13 protein-coding genes and 1 pseudogene are annotated in these 16,893 nt (G+C 71.4%); 7 read left to right on the plus strand and 7 right to left on the minus strand.

Features of this window, described 5'->3' with window-relative positions; genetic code table 11:
- The first annotated feature begins 283 nt into the window (after window positions 1-283).
- Window positions 284-790, plus strand: a complete 507-nt coding sequence (locus AC5P1B_RS30710) for an MmpS family transport accessory protein (RefSeq protein WP_493891253.1) — start codon at window positions 284-286, stop codon at window positions 788-790.
- 75 nt (window positions 791-865) lie between these two features.
- Here the strand turns inward: AC5P1B_RS30710 and AC5P1B_RS30715 are convergent, their stop codons facing one another.
- A complete protein-coding gene (locus tag AC5P1B_RS30715; protein ID WP_493891254.1) occupies window positions 866-2,956 on the minus strand; it encodes a PhoX family protein in 2,091 nt (696 codons plus the stop codon).
- 324 nt (window positions 2,957-3,280) lie between these two features.
- On the opposite strand from AC5P1B_RS30715, the gene AC5P1B_RS30720 reads away from it, so the two are divergent.
- The 3 genes from AC5P1B_RS30720 to AC5P1B_RS30730 all read left to right on the plus strand — a co-directional run bounded on the left by AC5P1B_RS30720 (window position 3,281) and on the right by AC5P1B_RS30730 (window position 6,949).
- On the plus strand, window positions 3,281-4,555 hold the full coding sequence (locus AC5P1B_RS30720) for a vWA domain-containing protein (RefSeq protein WP_493891255.1): 1,275 nt from the start codon (window positions 3,281-3,283) through the stop codon (window positions 4,553-4,555).
- Window positions 4,556-4,702: 147 nt separating this feature from the next.
- Window positions 4,703-6,319 carry a methionine--tRNA ligase gene (gene metG / locus AC5P1B_RS30725; protein WP_493891256.1) on the plus strand — a complete coding sequence of 539 codons (1,617 nt, stop codon included), beginning with the start codon at window positions 4,703-4,705 and terminating at the stop codon, window positions 6,317-6,319.
- A 198-nt stretch (window positions 6,320-6,517) separates the two neighbouring features.
- Window positions 6,518-6,949 carry a DNA-binding response regulator gene (locus tag AC5P1B_RS30730; RefSeq protein WP_493891257.1) on the plus strand — a complete coding sequence of 144 codons (432 nt, stop codon included), beginning with the start codon at window positions 6,518-6,520 and terminating at the stop codon, window positions 6,947-6,949.
- Window positions 6,950-7,057: 108 nt separating this feature from the next.
- Here AC5P1B_RS30730 and AC5P1B_RS30735 read toward each other — a convergent pair whose 3' ends face one another.
- On the minus strand, window positions 7,058-7,750 hold the full coding sequence (locus AC5P1B_RS30735; protein WP_493891258.1) for an SGNH/GDSL hydrolase family protein: 693 nt from the start codon (window positions 7,748-7,750) through the stop codon (window positions 7,058-7,060).
- Window positions 7,751-7,807: 57 nt separating this feature from the next.
- Between AC5P1B_RS30735 and AC5P1B_RS30740 the strand changes: the two genes are divergently transcribed.
- Entirely contained in the window at window positions 7,808-8,476 is a 669-nt protein-coding gene (locus AC5P1B_RS30740) for a TetR/AcrR family transcriptional regulator (RefSeq protein ID WP_493891259.1), read from the plus strand.
- Between the two features lie 35 nt (window positions 8,477-8,511).
- Here AC5P1B_RS30740 and AC5P1B_RS30745 read toward each other — a convergent pair whose 3' ends face one another.
- The 3 genes from AC5P1B_RS30745 to aspS form a co-directional block, all read right to left on the minus strand.
- The gene (locus AC5P1B_RS30745; RefSeq protein WP_493891260.1) at window positions 8,512-9,273 is read right to left on the minus strand and encodes a L,D-transpeptidase family protein; all 762 of its coding nucleotides are present in this window, start codon (window positions 9,271-9,273) and stop codon (window positions 8,512-8,514) included.
- 269 nt (window positions 9,274-9,542) lie between these two features.
- Window positions 9,543-9,695 carry a hypothetical protein gene (locus AC5P1B_RS30750; protein WP_493891261.1) on the minus strand — a complete coding sequence of 51 codons (153 nt, stop codon included), beginning with the start codon at window positions 9,693-9,695 and terminating at the stop codon, window positions 9,543-9,545.
- A gap of 58 nt (window positions 9,696-9,753) precedes the next feature.
- On the minus strand, window positions 9,754-11,526 hold the full coding sequence (gene aspS, locus AC5P1B_RS30755) for an aspartate--tRNA ligase (protein ID WP_493891262.1): 1,773 nt from the start codon (window positions 11,524-11,526) through the stop codon (window positions 9,754-9,756).
- 130 nt (window positions 11,527-11,656) lie between these two features.
- On the opposite strand from aspS, the gene AC5P1B_RS30760 reads away from it, so the two are divergent.
- Window positions 11,657-14,245: an ATP-binding SpoIIE family protein phosphatase gene (locus AC5P1B_RS30760; RefSeq protein WP_493891263.1), complete on the plus strand. Its 2,589-nt coding sequence runs from the start codon at window positions 11,657-11,659 to the stop codon at window positions 14,243-14,245.
- Here AC5P1B_RS30760 and AC5P1B_RS30765 read toward each other — a convergent pair.
- Together AC5P1B_RS30765 and AC5P1B_RS30770 are read right to left on the minus strand one after the other, a co-directional pair.
- A pseudogene (locus AC5P1B_RS30765) lies at window positions 14,155-15,393 on the minus strand (AI-2E family transporter); the annotation flags it as partial. The gene AC5P1B_RS30760 and the pseudogene AC5P1B_RS30765 overlap by 91 nt on opposite strands.
- Before the next feature lie 213 nt (window positions 15,394-15,606).
- Window positions 15,607-16,578 (minus strand): pirin family protein, encoded by a 972-nt coding sequence (locus AC5P1B_RS30770; protein ID WP_493891264.1) that lies wholly within the window; start codon window positions 16,576-16,578, stop codon window positions 15,607-15,609.
- Between the two features lie 149 nt (window positions 16,579-16,727).
- Here AC5P1B_RS30770 and AC5P1B_RS30775 point away from each other — a divergent pair, with 149 nt between their 5' ends.
- Window positions 16,728-16,892 (plus strand): hypothetical protein, encoded by a 165-nt coding sequence (locus AC5P1B_RS30775; RefSeq protein WP_493891265.1) that lies wholly within the window; start codon window positions 16,728-16,730, stop codon window positions 16,890-16,892.
- Window position 16,893: the final 1 nt, after the last annotated feature.

The following is a 16,893-nucleotide window of genomic DNA, read 5'->3' on the forward strand; positions in this document are numbered from 1 at the left end:
GGCTGGGTACGGACATGGATGCCTCTCGCCTTCCAACTGTGCCCTTTTTAGCGGACCCATGAGTTTACGCCGGACCCACTCATGCGAATCACAAGGTCAATTGTCGGGAAAACGGCGCCTTTTATGGTCATCGGCGGCTGCGGCACGCGCTTGGGGACGGCCGGAATACGCGGTTTCAGCGTGCGTTGCCCTGCCCGTAGTTTCGCCGGTACGGTCCCCTCCAGGTGCGGCCACACGAACTCCGTTCCGGGCGAGCGGCGAACGGAAGGAACACGGAGACTCCATGCGCGCACTCACCACCGGCACGCGGATCGCCGTGGCATCGGCGCTGGCCCTCCTTGGGGGATGTGCCGGTGACGACGCGGGCGGCAGCGACGCGGACAGCGGGAAGCGGCCGCGGCACACGGTGGTGTTCGAGGCGACCGGGGTCGGTACGGGGCCGGGGAAGGCGAAGATCGACGTCAGCTACACCCTGGACGCGGGCGACCCCTCCGCGACACCCGACGCGAACTCCGATGGAAAACTCGGTGGCAGACCCGATGGGAAGAACGGCGGGACGTCGGGTGGCAAGCCCGGCGCCATCGAGAAGAGGGACCTCAAGGGCGTCTCCTCCGGCTGGTCCACGCGGTTCACCGGCAGCGCGGGCACCTACCTGTACGTCATCGTGGGCGCCATCGGGCCGACCGACGCCGTGGGCTGCCGGATGCTCGTCGACGGCAAGGTCGTTGAGGAACACAAGCTCAAGAAGGGCGGGCCCGCCGTCACCCAGTGCGCCGGCTTCGTCAGGTGACACGGCACCGCCTCCCCGGGCCGCTGCCCGGGGAGGCGGTGCCTGAGCGGGGCCAGCGCCCGCCCCGCGGGTGCGCTACGCGCCGATGTCGCCGCCGTCACGGCGCCACACGCTGATGACCGAGGGACGCACCAGCTTGCCGGGGCCGTCCGGCCAGGTCGACTTGGGCTTTTCGACCGAAGCGCCGTCCAGCTCGCCCGGGTGCTGCACAGCGACCAGCACGCGCTGCTCCTGGACGATCGGGCCGCAGGTCTCCGCGCCGTTCGGGACGGTCAGGAACTGCTTGACCTCGCCGCGCCGCTTGCCCGCCGTCGCGACGCCGAACAGGCCGTCGTGGTTGCCGAGGGCGTTGCCGTCGGTGGAGATCCACAGGTTGCCGTGCTGGTCGAACGTGATGTTGTCCGGGCAGGAGATCGGGCTGACCTGGTCCTTGGGGAAGCCGCCGAAGTAGGTGTTCGGGTCCTCCGGGTCGCCGCACACCAGGAACAGCCGCCAGGTGAAGCGGTCGGCGGCCGGGTCGTCCCAGTGCTCCGCCAGCTCAAGGATCTGGCCGTGCTTGTTGTTGTTGCGCGGGTTCGCCTCGTCGGCGGCCGCCTTGCCCTTGGCGCCCCGGTCCTTGTTGTTGGTGAGCGCGATGTAGACGCGCCCGGTGCGCGGGCTCGGCTCGACGTCCTCGGGGCGGTCCATCTTCGTGGCGCCCACCTTGTCGGCGGCGATGCGCGTGAAGACGTACACCTCCTCGGCGGTCATGCCGTCGACGTGCGAGGTCTTCCCCGTGGCCAGCGGAATCCACTCGCCGCCGCCGTCGAACTCGCCGTCCTCCGGCAGCTTCCCCGAGCCGTCGATCTCCTTCGCCGGGCTGTCCCCGGTGAACTTCGCGACGTAGAGGGTGCCCTCGTCCAGCAGCGTCCGGTTGTGCTCGCGGGCGGCGCGGCTGCTGCCCTTCTTCATCGCCTTCGAGGAGACGAACTTGTAGAAGTAGTCGAACCGTTCGTCGTCGCCCATGTACAGCACCGGGCGGCCGTCGTCGGTCAGCCGGGGCTCGGCCGCCTCGTGCTTGAACCGGCCGAGCGCGGTCAGCTTGCGCGGGGTGGAGTCCGGGTCGTACGGGTCGATCTCGACGACCCAGCCGAAGCGGTTGGGCTCGTTGGGCTCCTCCAGCGTGTCGAAGCGCTTGTCGAAACGCTCCCACTTGCGCTCGGACGCCTCGCCGTCGATGCCGTACCGGGCGTAGCGCTCCTTGGTCTTCGCGTCGGTGACCTTGTCGCCGTTCGCGAAGTACTGGTCGAAGTTCTCCTCCCCGGAGAGCACGGTGCCCCACGGGGTGATGCCGCCGCCGCAGTTGTTGAGCGTGCCGAGGACGCGCTTGCCCCTGGGGTCGGCGGACGTGCGCAGGAAGGCGCTGCCCGCGGCGGGGCCGGTCACGTCGAACGGCGTCGAGCCGGTGATACGGCGGTTGAGGTGGTGCCTCCGGAGCGCGGTCAGCTTGCCGGACCCGCGGTCCTCGGCGGCCACGACGACGGAGAGGCCGTGCGCGGCGATGCCGATCTCGACCTGCTCGCGGGTCGGGTTGTCCGCGTCGTACCCGGCGAACATCAGCACCTCGTCGGTGTACTCGTGGTTCACCACGAGCAGCTGCCGGTGCCGCTCGTGCGGTACGTCGAGTACGGCCATGTAGTCGCAGTTGTAGCCGAACTGCTTGGCCTGGGCCTTCGCGTTCTGGCCGGTCGCGTCGAAGTCGGGCGCGCCGCGGAGGATCGGCTCGCCCCACCGGATCACGATGTTCTGCTCGTACCCGTCGGGGATGACGACGGTGTCCTTGGTGTTGGGCGCGACGGGCTCGAACCGGAGTCCGCGCGCCGCCTTGCCCGTCCCGTGCGCCTTGCTGTGCCCCTTGCCACCGTGCGCGGCGACGGCCGGCGCGGCGGCTGCCTGCGGCGCCTGGCCGAGTCCGGCCACCGCGCCCGTAGCGGCGGCCACGGAGACGACGGCGCCGGCGCGCAGCACGTTGCGGCGCGAGAGGGCGCCGGCGATCACATCGCCGACGTACGCGTTGCCGCTGGTGTTGGGCACCGCGTGGAAGCAGGCGTCACCGCAGCGGTACCGGCAGGTCAGCGCGGAACGACCGCCTGGGTGCGAGCTGATCAGTGGCAGGAGCTTGCGCACGTCTTCCCCTTCACTTGGGTCTACCGGCGCGGCCCGCGCCGACACGATGTCGGAATCCATCCGCCGTGAAGCTATGGGCGCCGAGCCGCGCGGCGGCGACGTACGGGTGAATCGGCGGTGAACGACGCACGTCCGTCGTTACTTACGGTGAAGTCATGGCCCGACCGCACTCCGCCCTTCGTGCGACCCTCCGCGCGCCCCGTTCAGCGCGCGCGAAGGGCCCGCTAGCCTTACGTGTCCGGCCCGGCATGCGCGTTCCGGCACACTCCGGCGATTTCGGTACCACGGACATGCATCGCACGTGAAAGGTGAGGGGTTTCTTCCATGGGCATACGGGACCTGCTGCGCAACGTTTTCGGGCGTTCACGGACGACGTCCGAGGAGAGCACAACGGCTCAGCCGCCCGCGACCACTCCCGAGCACACGGCCGAGCGCACGGCCGAGCACGTCGCCGGGCCCGCCACCGAGCGGTCCGGAGTGGCGTCCGAAGCAGCGGAGGGCGTATGGGAGTCGGAGCACGCGCCGGTGCGTGAGCCGGTGACCGAGCCTGCTTCCAAGCCGGTCGTGCAGACCGCGCCGGAACCGGTCAGTGAGCCGGTCGCCGAGTTCGCGGCTGAGCCCGTGGCCGAGCCGGTACGGACCGCCGCCGCCGAACCGACGCGCGAACCGCAGCCGGTGGCCGCCGCCGAGCCCGCAACCGCGGTCGCGGTCGCGGTCGCGGTCGCCGAACCGGACGTCGAACGGGCCGCCGAACCGGCCGCCGAGACCACGGCCGCGCCCGGGACAGAGCCGGTGACCATTCCGGGACCGGCTTCCGAGCCGGAGCCGGTGGCCGACACCGCGCCCGCCGTCGCGGCGGAGCCAAAGCCGGTCGCCTCCGGCGCGGCCATCTCGCTCGACAAGGTGGAGAGCCAGGCCCCGGGTCTGGTCAGCCTCTACAAGGCCGCTTCCGCCGCCGTCGAGAAGCAGGGGCTGAGCGGTCGGCGTGCCGCCGTCTACCTCGTACTCGACCGGTCGGGGTCGATGCGCCGCTACTACAAGGACGGCACCGTCCAGCACCTCGCCGAGCAGGCGCTCGGGCTGTCGGCGAACCTCGATGACGACGGTGTCGTGCCCGTCATCTTCTTCTCCACCGACGTGGACGGCACCGCCGAGATCGACCTCGCCGGATACGCGGGCCGCATCGAGGAGGCGCACGCCTCGCTCGGCCATATGGGGCGTACGAACTACCACTGGGCCATCGAGGCGGTCGTCAAGCACTACAAGAGCTCCGGCTCCACCGACCCGGCGTTCGTGATCTTCCAGACGGACGGGGCGCCCACGAGCAAGCCCGCCGCCGAGCGGGCGCTGTGCGAGGCCGCGCGACTGCCGATCTTCTGGCAGTTCGTGGGCTTCGGGGACCCGGAGTCCAAGGGATTCGACTTCCTCCGCAAGCTGGACGACCTGGCCGTCCCGGAGAAGCGCGAGGTCGACAACGCGGGCTTCTTCCATGCCGGTCTTGAGCCCCGGCTGCTCTCCGACTCCGAGCTGTACGAGCAGCTGATGGTCGAGTTCCCCGAGTGGCTGATCGAGGCGCGTCAGGCGGGCCTGCTGGACTGATGTCCGGGCGCGCCGTCCGGACCGTCACGAGAACGCTGTCCGAACGGCGCGCCACCCTCCCGGCCCGGCCGTGAGCCGCCCGTCACCGACCCTCACCGTGGGTAAAAGGGTCGGGAGCGGCTCGCCCGGGCCGTTAGGATTTCGACCATGGCGGCCACTGGAAACGAGCAGCGCGGGGCGAAGGCGTACTACGTCTCGACCCCCATCTACTACGTCAACGACGCTCCGCACCTGGGCCACGCCTATACGACCGTCGCAGGCGACGTGCTCACCCGCTGGCACCGTCAGCGCGGCGAGAAGGTGTGGTACCTCACCGGCACGGACGAGCACGGTCAGAAGATCATGCGCACTGCCGAGGCGAACGGGGTCACTCCGCAGGAGTGGTGCGACAAGCTCGTGGAGGAGGCGTGGAAGCCTCTCTGGGAGCACCTGGAGATCGCCAACGACGACTTCATCCGCACCACGCAGAAGCGGCACACCGACCGCGTCCAGGAGTTCGTGCAGGACCTGTACGACAAGGGCGAGATCTACCAGGGCGGGTACGAGGGTCCGTACTGCGTGGGCTGCGAGGAGTACAAGACCCCCGGTGACCTGCTGGACGGCGAGGGTGACTTCGCCGGACAGAAGCTCTGCCCGGTCCACAAGAAGCCCGTGGAGATGCTGAAGGAGGAGAACTACTTCTTCAAGCTCTCCGAATACGGCCCCAGGCTTCTCGCGCACTACGAGCAGAACCCGGACTTCATCCAGCCCGAGTCGGCCCGCAACGAGGTCGTGAACTTCGTCAAGCAGGGCCTGCAGGACCTGTCCATCTCCCGGTCGACGTTCGACTGGGGCGTGCCGGTGCCGTGGGACAAGAAGCACGTCATCTACGTGTGGGTGGACGCGCTCCTGAACTACGCGACGGCCGTGGGCTACGGCTCCGACCAGGCGAAGTTCGAGGAGACCTGGCCCGCGAGCGTGCACCTCGTCGGCAAGGACATCCTGCGTTTCCACGCGGTGATCTGGCCCGCGATGCTGATGGCGAACGGCCTGCCGCTGCCCGGCAAGATCGCGGCCAACGGCTGGCTGATGGTCGGCGGCGAGAAGATGAGCAAGTCCAACCTGACGGGCATCTCCCCGCAGCAGCTCACCAAGCACTTCGGCGTGGACGCCTACCGCTGGTACTTCCTGCGGGCCATCGCCTTCGGCCAGGACGGCTCGTTCTCGTGGGAGGACTTCAGCGCCCGCTACACCAGCGAGCTGGCCAACGACTTCGGCAACCTCGCCTCGCGCGTGGCCGCCATGGTCGGCAAGTACTTCGGCGGCACGCTGCCCGAGGCGACCGCGCACAGTGCCGCCGAGCAAGCGGTCGCCGACGGTCTCGCCAGGGCGGTCGCCGAGGCCGACCGGAAGATCGGCGAGGAGCTCGACTTCTCCGGCGGCATCGCGGCCATCTTCGAGTTCGTCAAGCAGGTCAACGGCTACCTGACCGAGCAGGAGCCCTGGAAGGTCGCCAAGGACACCTCCCCGGAGGGCCAGGCCCGGCTCGCGACGATCCTCTACACCGCCGCGGAGTCGCTGCGCGCGACCGCGGTGCTGCTCCACTCGGTGATGCCCGCCACCTGCGAGAAGCTGTGGGCGTCGCTCGGCGCTGAGCCGCGCCTGGGGGCGCTCGCCGACCAGCGCGTCCAGGACACCGGGACGTGGGGCACGCTGCCCGCGGGCGTCACCGTCACCAAGGGCGACATCCTCTTCCCGCGCCTTGAGGAGCCCAAGCAGGGCTGATCCCCTTGGGAGGCTCTCAGGAGCCGAAGCGTACGAGGCCCCGGTGGGGCGCCGCGAGCAGCGGCGCCCCACCGGGGCCTTTCGCGTCGCCCCGCGCGGGGCACCCTCGGGCGGGCGGCGTTGACCTTTCGCCAACCGATCGTTTAGGCCATGCGCCCACCCTGTGAGAGGTAGGAACACGGGGAAAACGAGGAAGCAGTGCCTGACCAACAAGTGACCGTGACGGTGCATGGCACCGACCCCCTCTCACGGGCCGGGGTGGTGCGTCACCTGAAGGACCATCCCAGCGTCGAACTGCTCGACCGCCCACGCCCGGCGACCGCGGGGCCGCCGGGCAGCGTCGCGGTGGCGGTGCTGCTCGCCGGGCAGTTCGACGACCTGGCCGGGGCGGAGTTGCGCCGACTGGTGCGCGGCGGGCAGCGGCGGGTCGTCGTGATAGCGGACGAGCTGCCGGAGAACGACCTGATGACGATCCTTGAGTACGGTGTACGAGCCGTGCTCTGGCGGCACCAGGCCACCCGGAAGCGGCTGCTGCGTGCCATACGCCGCACGGCACGCGGAGACGGCGTGCTGCCGCCCGACCGGATCAGGACGCTGCTCGCCCACGGCGAACGGCCCCGGCGGGACTAGTTCCTGCTCTCTCCGGCCACGCCGCCTCCCCGACCGTTCCGTCTCGCCGATCACGCTCCGAGCAGGAACAGCGCACGACTCCGCGCGTGAATCCGCGCACGAATCCGTTCACGCCGACGGTGCGCTGCCGGTCCCTCGGAGTACGGCGGCGAGTGCCTTCACGACCTCGGCGGCCATCACGGCCTGGCCCTGGGTGGAGAAGTGGACGCGGTCGGCGCTCAGCAGGTGCGGCCGGGAATTGACCGGGTGGTCCCACATGTCGACAAGCACGGCACGGTGTTCCGCGGCGAGTGCGCGGGTGATGGCGTTGAGCCTGCGCACCCTGTCCGGCCAGTCCGGGAACTTCGGCACCACGAAGGCCCTGCCCAGTGTGAAGGTCGTCAGCTGGGCGCCGGTACCCGCCGCGAGTGCGAACACGCGCCGTAGCGTCCGTTCGATCGCCGCGAAGTCGGGCTCCGGGTGGAACATGTCGTTCGCGCCGCACGGCACATGGACCAGGTCGGGGCCGTACGCGAGCATCCGGTCCGTCTGCGTCGCCAGTGTCCTGGCGGTCGTCGCCCCGGTCTCCCCGGTGTTCAGGTAGGCCAGCTCGGGGCGCACCCGGCACAGCGCGTCGGCGACACGATCGGCCCAGCCCAGCGGGCCGTAGCCGGGGCTCGGGTCTCCCGTCCCCGCCGAGAGGCTGTCGCCCATCACCATGAACCGGCGCCAGGGCGCGCCGGCAAGGAGCTTCGCGGCAGCCGCCGCTGACAGGCAGAAGGGGTCGGACTCTTCGGTGAGCGAGGGTGCCGCAGTTGTCATGAGACAAAACATACGACCGGTCGTACGTTTAATGCAAGGGCGTGGCAAGATGGCCACGTGAGCGAGCTGGAGGGAAACGAGAGCGGGCGGGCGGGGCGGCTGGGCACCGGCGCGGGCGCGGGCGCGGGGATCACCGACCGGCGCCTCCTGCGCGGCGCGCGGGCCAGGCAGACGATCGCCCGCCACGCCGCCGACGTGGCCTCGCTGGAGGGGCTGGGCGGGCTCAGCATCGGCCGCCTCGCCACCGACCTCGGGCTCAGCAAGGGCGGTGTCCAGACGCTGTTCGGGACGAAGGAGACCCTGCAGGTCGCCGCCGCCAACGCCGCGCGCGAGGCGTTCCTCGACGCGGTCGTCGCCCCCGCGTCGTCCGCCCCTCGCGGCACCGCCCGGCTCCGCGCCCTGGTCGAGGGCTGGATCGCCTACGCCGAGGCACCGTTGTTCCCCGGCGGCTGCTTCTGGGTGGCGAACCTCGCCGCCTTCGACAGCCGCCCCGGCACGGTGCGTGACGCGCTGTTCGGCCACCACAGGGACTGGCTCGGTGTCCTCAGCGGCGAACTGCTCACCGCCGTCCACGCCGGGGAGATCGGCGAGGTGGATGTCGAGCTCGCGGCCTTCCAGATCGACGCGGTGCTCACCGCGGCGAACATCGCCCTGCGCCTCGGCGACCACGGCGCCGTGGACAAGGTCCGCCGTGTGACCGAGGGCTTCCTCGCACCTCCACGCTGAGCGGGCCGCCCGCGGCCGCCCGCGGCCACCTGCGGCTACCGGGCCAGCGACGCCTCGTCGCCCATCACGATGACCGGGTGCCGTGCCGGGTCGAGGGCGCGCAGCAGGTCCTTCACGTGCCGCTCGGAGAGGCTGACGCAGCCCTGCGTGGGGCCGCCGTGGTCCACGTGCACCCAGATGCCCCCGCCCCGCTGCCGGCCCATCGGCCGTGTCCAGTCGAGCGGGGAAGTGCCCGCCACCCGGTTGTAGTTGATCGCTATGACGTAGTCGAAGGAGCCCTCAAGAGGCTCACCTTCGAAGCCCCTCCCGACGGCGGTGAAGCCACTGGAGCGCTCGTACGGGAGCTTGCCGCCGGGGTTGGCGAGCGACCCGCCCGCGTCGGTCAGCGCGTAGACGCCGATCGGTGAGCGCAGATCGCCGACCTGGTGCTCCTCGGTCCAGCCGCGCCGCGCGTTGTGCGCGGGCCAACTCGGCCCGGCCTCCCACCCGTCGTCCATGCGCTCGTACAACACGGCGACCGAGCGCGCGGAGTCCCGTCCCGCCCCGGTCACCACCAGCGCCTGGCGTGTCTCCTCCGGTACCTTGGCCAGCGTCCGCGGGCCGAGGTCAGGCAGTTGGCCGGGCAGCCCCGTGGACGCCGCTCTGCCGGCGCGGCCGCCGTTCGGCACCTCCTTGGCCGATGTGTCCGCCGAGTCCGTCCTCCGGCCGCCGTCCGCGGAGCCGCCGCACGCGGCGAGCGTGCCGAGCAGCAGCAGGGCGGCCGCGACATCGCGGGCTAACACGCGGTACGGCGACATGTTCAGCTCTCTCTTCGAGGCTACGGAGTCCGGGGCTCCGGAGGCGGGGCGGGACGGGGCGGTGGTGACGGGGCAGCGGTGACGGGGCGGGGTCCCCCACTTGCCCAACGTGCCATGTGCGGCAGGCGTGCCACAAAGGGCCCGTGGCGCGAAATAGCAGACATGGCGCGATCGCCCGGCCCCGGTGGCGCGAAGAGCGCCATGCGCGCGCCGACGGCCCGGCCCGGCAGGCGCGGACCGCGCCTGAGCACCAGCGCGTACGGCAGCGACTACGGCGCCAGCAGCGCGTGCCGCAACCACAGCGCGTACACCGACAGCAGCCCGTACAGCGACCACGGCCCTACGACGCGCGACGCCCCGGAAGCCAGTGGCTTCCGGGGCGTTCTCGCCGCTGTTCCGGCGCTGTCCCGGTGCTCGCGCACGGGGCCGGGCCTGCCGCGTGACGCGCGCCGGGAGGGCGCGAGACGCGGTGCGGACGGTCTACTTGGCGGGCTTGGCCTGCGGCTTGCGCAGCGACAGGTGCAGCTCGCGCAGCCGCTTGTCGTCCACCTCGCTGGGGGCGCCCATCAGCAGGTCCTGCGCGTTGCCGTTGAGCGGGAAGGCGATGGTCTCGCGGATGTTGGGCTCGTCGGCGAGGAGCATCACGATGCGGTCCACGCCGGGGGCGATGCCGCCGTGCGGCGGGGCACCGAACTGGAAGGCGCGGAGCATGCCGCCGAACTCGCGCTCCACTTCCTCCTTGGAGTAACCGGCGATGCCGAAGGCCTCGAACATCAGATCGGGTTCGTGGTTCCTGATGGCGCCGGAGGACAGCTCGGTGCCGTTGCAGACGATGTCGTACTGCCAGGCCAGGACGTCCAGCGGGTCCTTGGTGCGCAGCGCCTCAAGGCCGCCCTGCGGCATGGAGAACGGGTTGTGGGAGAACTCGATCTCGCCGGTGTCCTCGTTCTTCTCGAACATCGGGAAGTCGACGATCCAGCAGAACCGGAAGACGTTGTCCTCGAAGTGCCCGGCGCGCTTGGCGGCCTCGACCCGGACCGCGCCCATGATCTTGGAAACCTCGTCGAACTCCCCGGCGCCGAAGAAGACCGCCGTGCCCGCCTTGCCGCCGACCTCGGCGACCAGCTTGGTGACGTCTTCCTCGGTGAGGAACTTGGCGATCGGACCTGTGAGCTTGCCGTCCTCACCGATACGGACCCAGGCCAGGCCCTTGGCGCCCTGCTCGACGGCGTACTCACCGAGCTGGTCGAAGAACTTGCGCGGCTGGTCACCGGTGTCCGGCACGGCCAGCGCCCGCACGTGCTTGTCGGCGAACGCCTTGAAGCCCGAGCCCGCGAACACCTGGGAGACGTCCACGAGCTCCAGCCGGGCGCGCAGGTCCGGCTTGTCGGAGCCGTACTTCAGCATCGCCTCGCGGAACGGGATGCGCGGGAACGGCGAGGTGACCTCGCGGTCGCCGCCCAGCTCGGTGAACAGGTCGGTCATCACCTTCTCGATGACCTGGAAGACGTCCTCCTGCTCGACGAAGCTCATCTCGACGTCGAGCTGGTAGAACTCGCCCGGCGAGCGGTCGGCGCGGGCGTCCTCGTCGCGGAAGCAGGGCGCGATCTGGAAGTAGCGGTCGAAGCCCGCGATCATCAGCAGCTGCTTGAACTGCTGCGGGGCCTGCGGCAGCGCGTAGAACCTGCCCGCGTGCAGCCGGGAGGGCACGAGGAAGTCACGCGCGCCCTCCGGTGAGGTCGCGGACAGGATCGGCGTCGCCAGCTCGTTGAAGCCGAGCGCCGTCATCTTGGAGCGCAGCGAGGAGATGACCGCCGAGCGCAGCATGATGTTGCGGTGCATGCGCTCGCGGCGCAGGTCGAGGAAGCGGTACTCAAGGCGCCGCTCCTCGTTCACGCCGTCCTCGGGGTAGACGGTGAAGGGCAGCGGCTCGGCGGCGCCGAGCACCTCCACGTCGGTGACCTCGACCTCGACCTCGCCGGTGGGCAGGTCGGGGTTCACGTTGTCCGCGCCACGGGCCAGGACCTTGCCGTCGATCCGGACGACGGTCTCCTTGGTGATGGAGCTGAGCGCCTCGTTGGCGGGCGTGTCCGGCCGTACGACGAGCTGCACCAGGCCGTAGTGGTCACGCAGGTCGATGAAGAGGATGCCGCCCAGGTTCCGCCGATTGTGCAGCCAGCCACTCAGTCGCACGTCAGCGTCGACATCAGCGGCACGGAGCTCGCCGCAGGTGTGGGACCGGTACCGATGCATCGTTCATCCAAGTCATCTGAGCGGAGGCGTGGGCCAGCGGGAGGCGTCAGCGCCACTGCGGGCAAGGTGCCAGCCTACCGTCATGGGCTCGCACTGGTGGCCATGACTTAAATCCACATAAAGTAGGGCAATGCGCACCGAGGAAGTTCTGGCCACCATCGGAACCGGCCTCTGGCGCTGGGACAACGCGTCGGGGACCGTCACCCTCGATGCCGAGGCAGCCCGGCTCCTGGGGCTGCCCGCCGTGCCCGTGACCCTTCCGGAGTCCGTCGGCCGTGCCCGCTTCCACCCCGTCGACTGGGTCGAGATCAACGGCATCGTGAACCTCGCCGTCGCCGAGGGCACCCTCGCCGAGGCCCGGCTGCGCGTCGTGGACGAGCAGGGCACCGTGCAGCGCACCGTCCGCAGCCGCACCCGGCCGGTCGTGCACGGCGACCACTACGAGCTGATCGGCACCCTGGAGGAGGTGCCCGCCCTCCAGCCCGGCACCGCGGCGGCCACCCCGATCACCGGCGACTGGCGGCGCAACCGGGAGGCGTTCCTGCTGGACGCGGGCCGGGCACTGGCCGAGGCGCAGTCGAGCGCCGAGGTGCTGCGGGTGGCCGCGGGTCTCTCGATGCCCGGCTTCACCCCGGACGGCCTCGCGGTCTTCGGCGTCGAGGGCAACCGGATCGTGGTCATCGGTCACCAGGGCTACAAGGACGGCGACGAGGAGCCCTTCCTCGACATGACGGTGGACACCGACTACCCGGCCGCCGAGGCGGTGCGGACCGGCCGCGCGATCTACCTCCCCACCCCCGAGGAGTACCGCCGCCGCTTCCCCGCCGCCTGGCCGCTCACCCAGCCCTTCGGCCGCCAGTCGTGGGCCTTCCTGCCGCTGATCGTCGCGGGCCGCACGATAGGCGCCTGGCTCGCGGCGTTCGCCCAGCCGGTCTCCTTCACCCCCGACGAGCGGTCGGTGCTCACCACCATCGCCCGGATGTTCGCGCAGGCGCTGTCCCGGGCGCATCTCCACGACACCGAACGCGAGCTGACCAACGGCCTCCAGCGCACCATGCTGCCCGCGAGCAAGCCGGAGATCCCGGGCCTCACGGTCGCCGCGCGGTACGTGCCGACCGGCGGCGGACTCCAGATCGGCGGCGACTGGTACGACGTGATCCCGCTGCCCTCCGGCCGTACGGCGCTGGTCATCGGCGACGTCCAGGGCCACGATGTGCGCGCCGCCGGGCTCATGGGGCAGCTGCGGATCGCCCTTCGCGCGTACGCCACCGAGGGCCACCACCCGGACGCGGTGCTCTCCCGCGCCTCCCGCTTCTTCGCCGGGCTCACCGACGGCACCGACAGGGACAGCGAGGAGGACGCCGACCCACGCTTCGCCACCTGCCTGTATATGGAGGTGAACCCGGCGACCGGCACTCTCGACGTGGCGCGCGCGGGCCATCCGGACCTGGCCATCGCGCTCAGCGACGGCACGGTGATGGTCAGGCCGACGGCGGGCGGCCTGCCGCTGGGCATCGTCCCCGACGCCGATTACCCGACGACCCGGCTCACCCTGGAGCCGGACGAAACGCTGCTGGTGTGCACGGACGGGCTGATCGAGACCGGCGGCCACGATCTGGAGACCGGCTGGGAGCGCATCCGCACGATCTTCGCCGAGCACGCCCACGCGTCGTACGAGGACAGGACGCGGGCCAAGCGGCCGCGAGCGGAACCGGGACGGGAAGCAGAAGCAGCAGCGGCAGCAGCCGCACGTACGGCCCCATGGGCCCGGCCGACGGGGACAGAAGCAGCAGGGACGGAGGAGACAGCGGGGACGGCAGGGGGAGTGAGGGCGCAGCCGGGCGCAGCCGGTGCGGCCGGTATCGACGGGACGGCCGGTATCGACGGTGCGGGAGCGAAGCGCGAGCCGCGCGGACCGCGCAGCCAGGGGGACCTCGACGCGCTCGCCGACGGCCTGGTGCAGGCCGTCCACGGGCCGCCCTCGCACTACACGACGGGCCCGCTCGCCGACCGGCGCGAGGACGACATCGCGCTCGTCCTGATCTCGCGCGGTCTCGGCGCCGCCGAGGACGAGGCAGGCCGCCGCAAGCGGCGCACCGCCGTCACCGTCGCGCAGGCCGAGCCGGAGCGCATCGCCGCGGCGCGGCAGCAGCTGCGGCAGATGCTGCACGACTGGGCGTCGCAGGACCAGGTCGAGTCGGCGGTCCTGATGCTCTCCGAGATGATCACCAATGTGCTGGTGCACACCGATGGCGACGCGCTGGCGATCGCCGAGATCAGCGGGCAGCCGGGGAAGCGCAAGCTGCGGCTTGACGTCGCCGACGCCAGCGACGAGCTGCCGCACCGCCGCAGGCCCGGCGAGCTGGCGTCCTCCGGGCGCGGGCTGCTGCTGATGGAGATCCTGGCCAGCTCCTGGGGCGTGGACCCGCGCGGGGAGGGCAAGTCCACCTGGTTCGAGCTGCACGAGCTGCCGCCCGAGGGGGAGCGGCCGTCCGCGGCGGGCCGGGAGGCGACCGGCCTCCTGGCGGAGGGGCTGCTGGCGGAGGGTGAAGGGGAGGCCGGTGCCGCACACCGCGTGCGGGCGAGGACACCTCAGGGTGCCGCGCCGGGCCCGGTGCGGGGGTCCGAGCCGCCAGGTCCCGAGGCGCCCGATCCCGGCGCGTCCGACCCCGAGGCGCCCGAGCCCGGGGCCTCGGCGACCTCGCCGCCGCTCCCGTAGGGGGCGCGCTGCCCGTAGTGGTCCCGCAGGTCGGCGACCACCCCGAAGGCGGCAGCCGTGATCGGCACGGCCAGCAGCATGCCGAGGATGCCCGCCAGGCTCGCCCCGGCGGTGATGGCCAGCATGACGACGGCGGGGTGCATCTGGACGGTACGGCTCTGCACCACCGGCTGGAGCACATGCCCCTCAAGCACCTGCACGGCGAGCACCACACCCAGCGCCCACAAGGCGATCGCCAGGCCCCGGTCGGCGAAGGCGACCAGCACGGCGATGGCGCCGGAGAGGAACGCCCCGAGGTAGGGGATGTACGCCCCCACGAAGACCAGCGCGCCCAGGCCCCACGCTCCCGGTACCCCCAGGACCAGCAGCCCGATGGTGATGCAGACGGCGTCGATGAGGGCGATGACGGTCGTACCGCGCATGAAGCCCTCCACGGCCTGGAACGCGCGCCGGGCCATGGCTTCGAGCCGGGGGGCGCTGTCGCCGGGCGCGTACGCGCGCAGAGCGCCCATCGCGCGGTCGGCGTCGCGCAGGAAGAAGAAGGTGAGCAGCAGCGCGAGGACGGCCGCGCCGATCATCTGCCCGACGACGCTGATGCCGGACAGCAGCCCGGTGGCCGCCGTACCGCCGAACTTGCCCGCCAGTTCCTTGGCGTTGGACGCCATGTCGTCGAGGGAGTTGCCCGCGATGTGGAAGTGCGTGGACAGGTCCTTCGCGGCGGCCTTGACCGAGGAGATGATCTGGTCGCCGGTGTCGACGAGGGCGTTCACGACGATGTAGCCCGCCCCGCCGACGACCGCGAGCAGCACCGCGCAGGTCAGCCCGGCGGCCAGTGAGGTGTTCAGGCCCCTGCGCACCAGCCACCGGTACAGCGGGCCCAGCAGGGCCGAGCCGAGCAGTGCCAGCAGTACGGGTGTGACCGCCGCCTTCAGGGCGACGATCAGCCAGATGGCCACGCCCGCCACGGCGGCCATGAGCAGCAGCGCCCCGCACCAGGCGGCGACGCGGCGCACCTCGTACGGCAGGACGGAAGGCTGCGGCGTTCTGTGGTCGTGTGACGTTGTGTGATCGGTGGGCACCTTGCCAGCCCACCACGCGCGCGCCGCCGCCACCCGGCTACCGCCGCCGCGCGGGTGACGGGTCGTCATCCGCGGCGGCGGAGGCGTGCCGGGCTTCGGCGGCGTCGGCCGCCCCAACGGCCGGCGCCGCCGCCACAGGACCCGTGCGGTCCGGCCGGGATCAGTCTCCCGCCCGGCGGACCGGCTCAGGTCTGGCTCGTGTCCGGCGCGTACGTCCCGTGCCCGCCGCGCCCGCCCCACGGGGCAGCCGCGGCGGGCGCGGGCGAGGCGGAACCGGGCCGCCTACGGCGCTTCGGCCGGGATGGTGCCGAGCCGCCCGGCCTTGAAGTCGTCCACGGCCTGCGCCAGTTCGGCGTGGGTGTTCATCACGAACGGCCCGTAGTGCGTCATCGGCTCCCTGATCGGCAGCCCGCCGAGCAGCACGACCTCGAAGTTGGGGGTGCGCGAGTCCTGCGCCTCGTCGGCGCGGACGGTCAGCGTGTCCCCGGCCCCGAACACGACCGTCTGCCCTATGCGGAACGGCCGCCCCTCGGCGCCCGCCGTGCCGCTCCCGGCCATCCCGTAGGCGAGGCCGTTGAAGTCGGGCCGCCAGGGGAGGGTCAGCTCGGCGCCCGGGCTGACCGACGCGTGGATCATGGTGATGGGGGTGTGCGTGGCGCCGGGGCCCTGGTGGCCGCCGAGGTCGCCCGCGATCAGCCGCAGCAGCGCCCCGCCGTCACCGGACGTGAGCAGCTTGACCTGGCCGCCGCCGATGTCCTGGTACTTCGGCGCCATCATCTTGTCCTTGCGCGGCAGGTTCACCCACAGCTGGAAGCCGTGGAAGAGACCGCCGCTGAGCACGAGCGACTCCGGCGGTGCCTCGATGTGCAGCAGCCCTGAGCCCGCCGTCATCCACTGGGTGTCGCCGTCGTTGATGACGCCGCCGCCGCCGTGCGAGTCCTGGTGCACGAAGGTGCCGTCGATCAGGTAGGTGACGGTCTCGAAGCCGCGGTGCGGATGCCAGGGAGTCCCCTTCGCCTCACCGGCCTGATACTCCACCTCGCCCATCTGATCCATCATGATGAACGGATCGAGGTGCTTGTAGTCGATGCCCGCGAAGGCACGGCGCACCGGAAAGCCCTCACCCTCCAGACCGCTCGGAGCGGTGGAGACCGCGAGCACCGGCCGGGGGCGGGCCTGCCCTGCCCCCTCGGCGCCCGCGGCGGGGACCACGCGGGGCAGGGTCAGCGGGTTGTCAACGGTCACTGCGGGCATGACGGCCTCCTCGGTCGTTCACCATTCAACTTAGTTGAAGGCTGAACAACCCGCAAGGTACGACCATTCCCGACGCGTCACCTGTTGAGCCTGTTTCAGCCACCGCGTCCACAAAAAGGCCGACAGGGCCCGGTCAGACCCTGCCGACCATGAAGGAAGCCGCCCAGCGGCGCCGGGGCGACGAGGAGGCACGCCCCCAGCCGCCCGGACAGCCGCGCCCGCACCGACAGGCTGACCGCGCCCGCACCGGCAGACCGGCCGTACCGGCAGGTCAGCCCTACGGGCAGGTCAGCCGCCCACGCGAGCAGCCGTAGA

The sequence above is a fragment of the Streptomyces sp. A01 genome, assembly GCF_059026195.1.